The following is a 7,292-nucleotide window of genomic DNA, read 5'->3' on the forward strand; positions in this document are numbered from 1 at the left end:
CCAAGCCGGCTTCTGACCATATTATCCGATTGAACGGGCCGTCCCTGCATAAGGGCAGGTCCTGCCGGAGAAAATCCAAAGTCCCCGATACTCATATAGTCCTTTGCAGGGCTAACGAGAGAAAAGTCAAAAAAGACAACGCCTCAGAAGATAAGTTCTGAAGCATTGTCAGCGACGAAAAGCTCCGTTAAATTTTAAGTTTTCTCAATAGCTTAAAAAGGGAGTTTCGTCATGACTAAGACTACCACAGATTCCTGTCCCACCATCGACCGCACCAATTTCATGGCATCGATCTTCATTCCAACAATATCTTCGTCTGCGTCCTGGTCAACACAATCGATCCCCAATCGGGTCAGCTGGGTTGCCGTGCCATCTATAAGAGAGAGGAAAATCCCGTTGGAGCCAGGGCCGCAGCATGTTGCTGAGGCCCTGGAGCCTTACTGTTCGGTTCCTCACGTTGCGACAGTTGAGTCAACCTACAACTGGTATGGATTGGCCGATTTGTTTGAATCCCGCGGATGGATATTGAAATTGGCTGACCCCACTACAGTCAAAAAATTCAAGGCTAAATTTTCGGATGACAGATCTGATGCTGAATTTTTGGCAGACCGTCTGCGGCTGAATGACTTGAAAACAACTGAAATCATTCCTCGAAACGCCCGGTCTTTCAAGGATTTGGTTCGTCTTCGCAACTCGTTGATCCAGGATCGATCGCGGTACGCCGTCATATTGATCAACATGATCAACAATCAGTGCTGCGAGCGTATCAATCGTACGGCTATCGTCCATTGGGCTGAAGAACTTCAACGCAGCGGTCAGCTTCCCGAGAAGCTGACCGCTGCTTTACACAATAATTGCATCCTCAGGAAGGTAGAGGTGAATTTGAGAATGTTTACCTCCTGCTCCGAAGAAATCAAACGCATCGGGGCGGCCATCGTGGAAACAGCCCGAAAGGCTCCGCAGCACTGCCATCAGTATCTGAAAATTCTTCAGAGCATCAAAGGCTGCGGAGAAGTCATCTCCACTGTGGTGGCTTCAGAAATTCATGATATCCGGCGATTTCGTAATGCCAAAAATTTTGTGTCCTGCTGCAGACTCGCTCCTACAGAGCGTTTGTCGAATGGAAAAGTCAAAGGAGAAGGGAACGCTAAAAACGGTAACGCTTATCTCAGCTGGGCTTTTACCGAACTGGCCAATCTTGTGGTTCGCTTCAATCCGCCGGCCAAGAAAAAATTTGACAGACTGCTTTCTAAACGGAACGGCTTGAGGTGCCGGGCAAGCGACACGGCGGAGCGGAACCCGGCCGGGCGGCAGCCCGCGGTGAAGCCGTTTCGCCGGGCGGGGAGCTCCCGGCTCAGTGGGAAACAGGCCTGCGGCCTCCCCCGATGAAAGGAACGCCGCGGGGAGGCCGGCCTGCCGTTACTTCCCGGCCTTCTTCGCCGCGACCGCCTGGTCGGCAGCCACGTGGCCGAAGGCAGCCGCCTTGCTGAACGCGGTGCCAGTCATGTAGGCCGCGCCGTGGACGCCGCCCAGCATTTCGCCCGCGGCATAGAGCCCCTTGATCGGCTGGCCGTAGACGTCGATCACGCGCGCCGTCGGGTCAATGCGCACGCCGCAGTAGGTGGCGATCATCGCCGCCGTGCAGGGCATGACGACCCAGGGACCCTCGGTGAGCTTCACCGGGGTGCCGACCCTGCCCGAGAGGTGCTTGCGGCCGAGCGGGTCCTCGCCCTTGGGGGCGAGCTCGTTGTATTCCTTGATCGTCTGGGCGAGCGCCGCGGGCGGGATCCCGGCCTTCTCGGCGGCTTCCTCGATCGTTTTGCCGACGAAGCCGTAGGGGGTCGTGCCCTTGCTCTCGACGTCCTTCCACATCTTGATCTCGCGGCGGTCCTTCGCCATGCCTTCCTTCCTCACCGCGTTGTCAAAGACGGTGAAGGTCTTCGCCTCGGGCTGCACGAGGGCGGCGTCGCCGATCAGCTTGTAGGAGAGCGACTCGTTCACGAAGCGCTTGCCCGCCTTGTTCACGATGATGCCGCCGTTGTAGTAGATGTAGCTCTTCTCGCTCGCGTTGCCGCCCGGCACGAAGCCGTAGGTCGCCTTCACGTAGTTAGTGTCAAGCACGTCGGCGCCGAGGGAGAGCGCCATGATGAGACCGTCGCCCGTGTTGCCCACGCCCGACACCGAGCGCGCCTTCTTCATCGCGGGCACGTACTTCCCGAGCAGCTTCTGGTTGTTCGCGAAGCCGCCGCAGGCAAGCAGCACCCCGTAGCGGGCGCGGAAGGTCCTCACCTTGCCGTTCACCCTGGCGCGCACGCCCTCGACCCGTTCCTTCTGCGCGTTCCAGAGCAGCCGCTCGACCGGGGCGTTCGTGAGGATCTTCGCACCCTTCTTCTCGGCGTAGTCCCTGTAGAACTCCACGACCTTGTCGGGGGTGAAGGCGTGGACGCGCGGGACGCTCATGCCGCCGGCGGCGTGGACGTCGTGCGCCTTGACGCCGTGGGCGAGCAGCCAGTCATACTCGCGGTTGGCGGCCTTGATGTAGGCGCGGACGACGTCAGGGTCATTCTCGCCCTTGCCGGTCTTGATCATGTCGTCGAAGAAGAGCTCCTCGCTGTCCTTGATCCCGGCTTCCTTCTGCATCGCGGTGCCGGAGGCGGCCCAGCTGCCGCCGCAGATCGCGGAGGACCCGCCCACGAAGGCGAGCTTCTCGAGCACAAGCACCTTCAGGCCCGCCTCAGCGCCGTGGCTCGCGGCCGACAGCCCCGCGTTGCCCGCGCCGATCGCGATGAAGTCATAGGTTTCGTCAAACTTGGCAGGCGCGTTTGTCGGGACGGCGAACGCCTCGGAGGCGCCCATGGACGCGGCGGCTGCAAGGCCGGCCTTCAGGAAGTTTCTGCGGTTGATCATTTGTATTCTCTCCACAGTGGTTGGCGGCGGGACAAAAGCTGTCTGCGCCCACTGTGATTTGTAATGACCGGGGTGCGCGCGCACCTTGCCGCATGTCAACGGGGCGCGACGAAAAGGCGCATCCGGCGGGCGACTTGTGCCAACATTTGGGAAAAACAGGATCTATTCCCATGCATCGCGCCAGACAATCCATGCTCCGAGCGGTAGCCTGCGCCCTCGCCGCGCTCCTCGCGCTGGCCGCGCACGCGGCTCCCCCGGCAGCGGAGGAGCCCGCCCCCGTCACCCTCTACGCCAACGAGTTCCTGCTGCCCGGCCTCAAGATGGAGTCTGCCGACCGCACGGTCGAGGCGATCGCGCGGGCGGTCGCCCCCCGGCCCCTGAAGACCGTCGTCGTCGGGATCGAGGAACTCGACGAGGCGGTGCGGCAGAGGAAGGCCGACATCGTGATCGCGGGCGCCGCAATCTACAGGCGCCACGTCCAGAACGGCATGCGCGACATCGCGACCCTCGTCACCGAGCTTCAGCCCGACCCCGACCACGCCGTGGGCGGGCTCATTGTCACCCGCGCCGACCGCTCCGACATCAGCACGCTCGCCGACCTCAGGGGCAAGTCGCTCGCCGTCAACCACCCGGTCGGCTTCCAGGGGATCCTTGTCCTCAAGAAGGACCTCGCCGACGCGGGCTACAACCCGGAGCAGTTCTTTTCCCGGATCGAGTATTACGGGCTCGAGCCCGGGCCCCGGCTCAACGCGGTCAGAAACGGGCTGGTCGACGCGGCGACGATCAACGTCTGCTACGCCGAGCGGATGGAGCGCGCCGGGGCCAACGTGCTCGAGGGGCTCAAGACGGTCGCGGAGCGCAAGAACCCCGAGGCGCGCTGCCGCGCGAGTACAAGCCTCTACCCGAACTGGAGCCTGCTCGTGTCGCCGAACCTCGACGCCGGCACGATCGTGCGCATCGCCTCGGCCGTGCACACGATGCCGCCCGGCGCGGACGGCCACCAGTGGACGATCGCGAGCGACTTCAGCCGCGCCGACGACCTCTACCGCACGCTCAGGATGGGGCCTTACGCGTACCTGCGCTCCTGGACGCTCGAGCGGATCCTCGCCGAGTACGGGACGCTCGTCGCCTTCGCGCTGCTCGCGCTTGCGGGGCTCGTGCTCCACTATGTGCGCACGCAGCGCCTCGTCGAGATCCGCACGCGGCAGCTGCGACTCGCGCTCGAGCGCGAGAAGGAGCTCTCCGAGGCGGCAGGCGAGGCGACCCGGCGCTACGAGACCGCGCGGCGCATCGCCACCGTCTCCCAGATGTCCAGCCTCGTCGCCCACGAGATCAGCCAGCCGCTTGCCGGGATCCTGCTCTACTGCCGGGGGATGCGGGAGCTCATCGCCCGCAAGGCTGAGGCGCACGGCTTTTCACCGGAGCTGCTCACCGAGACGCTCGACAAGATCGAGGCCCGGGCAAGGAAGGCCAGCGACGTCGTGAAGGCGGTCCGCGGCTATGCGAAGTCCCAGGCGCGCCCCGTCACGAAGCTCGGGCTCTGCGCCCTCGTGAGCAAGACCGCGGAGAGCTTCGCGCGGCTCGGACAGGCGGCTCCGGACACAATCTCGCTCGAGCTCCCTAGGGAGGAGCTCTGGGTCGACGGGGTCGCGATCGAGCTCGAGCTCATGCTTGCCAACCTGGTGAAAAACAGCCTGGAGGCAACCTCCAAGGTCCCGCGGCCGAAAGTCTCCATCCAGCTTGAGAAGACGCCTGGGACAAAGGCGCGGATCCGCGTGCTCGACAACGGCCCCGCCGTGTCCGACGGACTGTTTGAACAGATCAACCGGCCGCTCAGCTCCAGCAAGCCCGAGGGGCTGGGGCTCGGGCTGTCGATCGTCCGGGGGATCGCCGAGGGACACGGCGGCACGGTCTCGGTGAGCCGCACCGAGGCGGGAAGCCTCGGTGTCGAGATCCTGCTGCCGCTTTCCGCCCCTGCGGAGGACACCCATGCTTGACTACGGAAAATCCCACTACGTCGTGCGGCTGGTCGACGACGACGAGGAGCTCCTTGACGCGCTCGGCTTCGCGATCCGCATCGACGGCTGGTCGGTGAAGACCTACGGGTCGGCGGACGCCTTCCTCGAGGGCGACGACTTCGACGCCCCGGGCTGCCTCGTGCTCGACGTACGGATGCCCGGACGATCGGGCACCGAGCTCCAGGAGATCCTTGCCGCGGACGGCTGCCCGCTACCGGTGATCTTCCTCACCGGGCACGGCGACATGCGGATAGCTATCGGGGCGTTCCGCAACGGCGCCTACGACTTCCTGCTCAAACCCGTCGACCCCGGGGAGTTGCTCGCCGCGATCGGCAAGGCGGTCGCCAAGCACGAGGCGGCACTCAAGGAAAGGGAGAAGGCGTCGGCGCTCGCGCGCTACCGCACGCTCACCGAGCGCGAAAAAGTGATCCTGCGCGACCTCCAGTCAAACCTCTCGAGCAAGCAGATCGCCGAGCACCTTGGCGGCAGCTCGCGCACGATCCAGCGCCACCGCCAGAACGCACTCCGCAAGATCGGGCTGCGGCGCACCGAGGACATCCGCGGGTTCCTCGAGCAAGTGCGGCGGGAGGAAGAGGAAGAAATGAACCGCCCCCTGCCCGGGATGCGGGAGGGATGACGTCCACTCCTTTGCTGCACTCCAGGCCGGGGCAATCACCGAAATGCCTCGCACGCTAACCGGACAGCAACAGCCGACAGATAGGATACTTGCTTGATAGCTAATTCTAATTCACTGATAATAAAACAAAATTAAGAAAACCTCTCCTTAAAACATCCCGGAAATGAATTCATTTCCCACTCTGTTTCCCTCATTTGTACAGGAAAACAGATGAAATGAAAAGATTATCTTGCGCAACTAATTGATGTTTAACGATTTGCAATCGGCATACATTCAATTCAAGTTGCCAGAACATAAAACAGGCCAGAAATGAAGTTATTTCCATAGCCATTTTGGCGATGTAGTATTGAATATTTACTTTAAATTCATCTAATTAAGAATATCTATCAAACAATATACCTTGTTGTTGCCCGACTCCGAGATGCTGAAGACCGAGGACGATGACGTCTACCGGGCGCTGGTCAATGCCAGGGCGGCCGTCTGGGGCGATCTCACGATCCGGGCTGAGAGCCGGGCGAGGCTGATTGACTACAGTCCGTCGGAAGTCATGCCAGCCCTCGTTCTGGCCTATGACTACTACGGAGACGCCACCCGGGACTCTGAGATCGTGGAGCGCAATAACATCAGGCGTCCGGCCTTTGTACCGGCCAGGGCGCTGAAACTTTTGAGCGCATAATTTTTCAGTCTTTTCCGCCCCTCGGGGCTAATATATTTCTGAGGGGAAAGGAGATGGCCATGAAAAAGCTGCTTGTTTTGCTGATGTGCTTTGCCGTAGCGGTGCCGGCGACAGCGGCTGACCAGATCAAATTCGATAAAAATGGGGTTTATGTTTCGCCTGAGGGGTGGGTTTTTAAAGTTGGTCCGACGGAAAGAGGGTGGACAATTTCCAACGATTCAGCCCCCGAGTCGGAGGAGAGTTCCCCGGCGGATTACACTGTTATTTCTCGAGATGGCGATAAAGTAACTTTACGGAACAATAGAAATTACAAAACCTATGATTGCGACCGAAATGGCTGCAGGTAATTAATATTTAATTCTGATGCGGAGCGCTCTGGAAACAGGGCGCTTTTTTATTATGGAACAGACTGTAGTAAAGCTTATCGTCGGTGGAAAGGAATACCGTGCATGGCAGTCTGTCAGCATATCCGCCAAGCTTTTGAGCTACGCCCGGACGTTTACTGTTGGGTTTACGCGAGAAAACAATGCTGCTGGGCAACCCGGAATAGATATTAAGATCGGGGATTTTGTTCAGTTAAAAATAGATGATGATTTAGTATTAACAGGCTATATTACAAAGACCACTTTTTCTTATTCTGACAAGAGTATTTCGCTTAGTATTGAAGGCGCAAGCAAAACTGTTGATTTGGCCGAATGCTATTTGGCTGTTTCTGATGTAAAACAATTTTCAAATTTGTCTGTTTCAAAAACACTCCAAGTCTTGGCAAAGCCTTACGGAATTTCAGTAATAAAAAGAACAGAAAAAGATCCAAAAGCGAATATAGCTATAGCGGCAACAGATTCTAGCCGACAGATAGGATACTTGTTTGATAGTTAATTAAAACTCACTGATAATAAAACAAAATTAAGAAAGCCTCTCCTTAAACGTAAATTCCGCAAAATTTATAACTAGTTAAGAGCAAAAATATTTTTGATTTCAGTCAATTAATCCCTCGAAAGAGGGTTTATTTTTCGGAGAAAACACAGTATAATTATAACTATATAGAATTGAT

Annotated in this window: 7 protein-coding genes; 6 read left to right on the forward strand and 1 reads right to left on the reverse strand. The window is 58.6% G+C overall.

Annotated features, from left to right (window positions below; all coding sequences use genetic code 11):
* Positions 1-231 precede the first annotated feature (231 nt).
* The gene (locus MAF45_RS04685; RefSeq protein ID WP_237978394.1) at positions 232-1,389 is read left to right on the forward strand and encodes a transposase; all 1,158 of its coding nucleotides are present in this window, start codon (positions 232-234) and stop codon (positions 1,387-1,389) included.
* A 30-nt stretch (positions 1,390-1,419) separates the two neighbouring features.
* Here MAF45_RS04685 and MAF45_RS04690 read toward each other — a convergent pair whose 3' ends face one another.
* Positions 1,420-2,907: an FAD-dependent oxidoreductase gene (locus MAF45_RS04690; protein WP_237978395.1), complete on the reverse strand. Its 1,488-nt coding sequence runs from the start codon at positions 2,905-2,907 to the stop codon at positions 1,420-1,422.
* A 191-nt stretch (positions 2,908-3,098) separates the two neighbouring features.
* Between MAF45_RS04690 and MAF45_RS04695 the strand changes: the two genes are divergently transcribed.
* The 5 genes from MAF45_RS04695 (at position 3,099) to MAF45_RS04715 (ending at position 7,117) form a co-directional block, all read left to right on the forward strand.
* The gene (locus tag MAF45_RS04695) at positions 3,099-4,904 is read left to right on the forward strand and encodes a sensor histidine kinase (protein ID WP_237978396.1); all 1,806 of its coding nucleotides are present in this window, start codon (positions 3,099-3,101) and stop codon (positions 4,902-4,904) included.
* Positions 4,897-5,562, forward strand: coding sequence for a response regulator transcription factor (locus MAF45_RS04700; RefSeq protein ID WP_237978397.1), 666 nt, complete (start codon positions 4,897-4,899; stop codon positions 5,560-5,562). The genes MAF45_RS04695 and MAF45_RS04700 overlap by 8 nt, the downstream gene beginning before the upstream one ends.
* Positions 5,563-5,962: 400 nt before the next feature.
* Positions 5,963-6,238 (forward strand): hypothetical protein, encoded by a 276-nt coding sequence (locus tag MAF45_RS04705; RefSeq protein WP_237978398.1) that lies wholly within the window; start codon positions 5,963-5,965, stop codon positions 6,236-6,238.
* Positions 6,239-6,297: 59 nt separating this feature from the next.
* Positions 6,298-6,585, forward strand: coding sequence for a hypothetical protein (locus MAF45_RS04710; RefSeq protein ID WP_237978399.1), 288 nt, complete (start codon positions 6,298-6,300; stop codon positions 6,583-6,585).
* 52 nt (positions 6,586-6,637) lie between these two features.
* A complete protein-coding gene (locus MAF45_RS04715) occupies positions 6,638-7,117 on the forward strand; it encodes a phage baseplate assembly protein (RefSeq protein WP_237978400.1) in 480 nt (159 codons plus the stop codon).
* Positions 7,118-7,292: the final 175 nt, after the last annotated feature.

Source organism: Mesosutterella porci (assembly GCF_022134585.1).
GTDB classification, from domain to species: domain Bacteria; phylum Pseudomonadota; class Gammaproteobacteria; order Burkholderiales; family Burkholderiaceae_F; genus Mesosutterella; species Mesosutterella porci.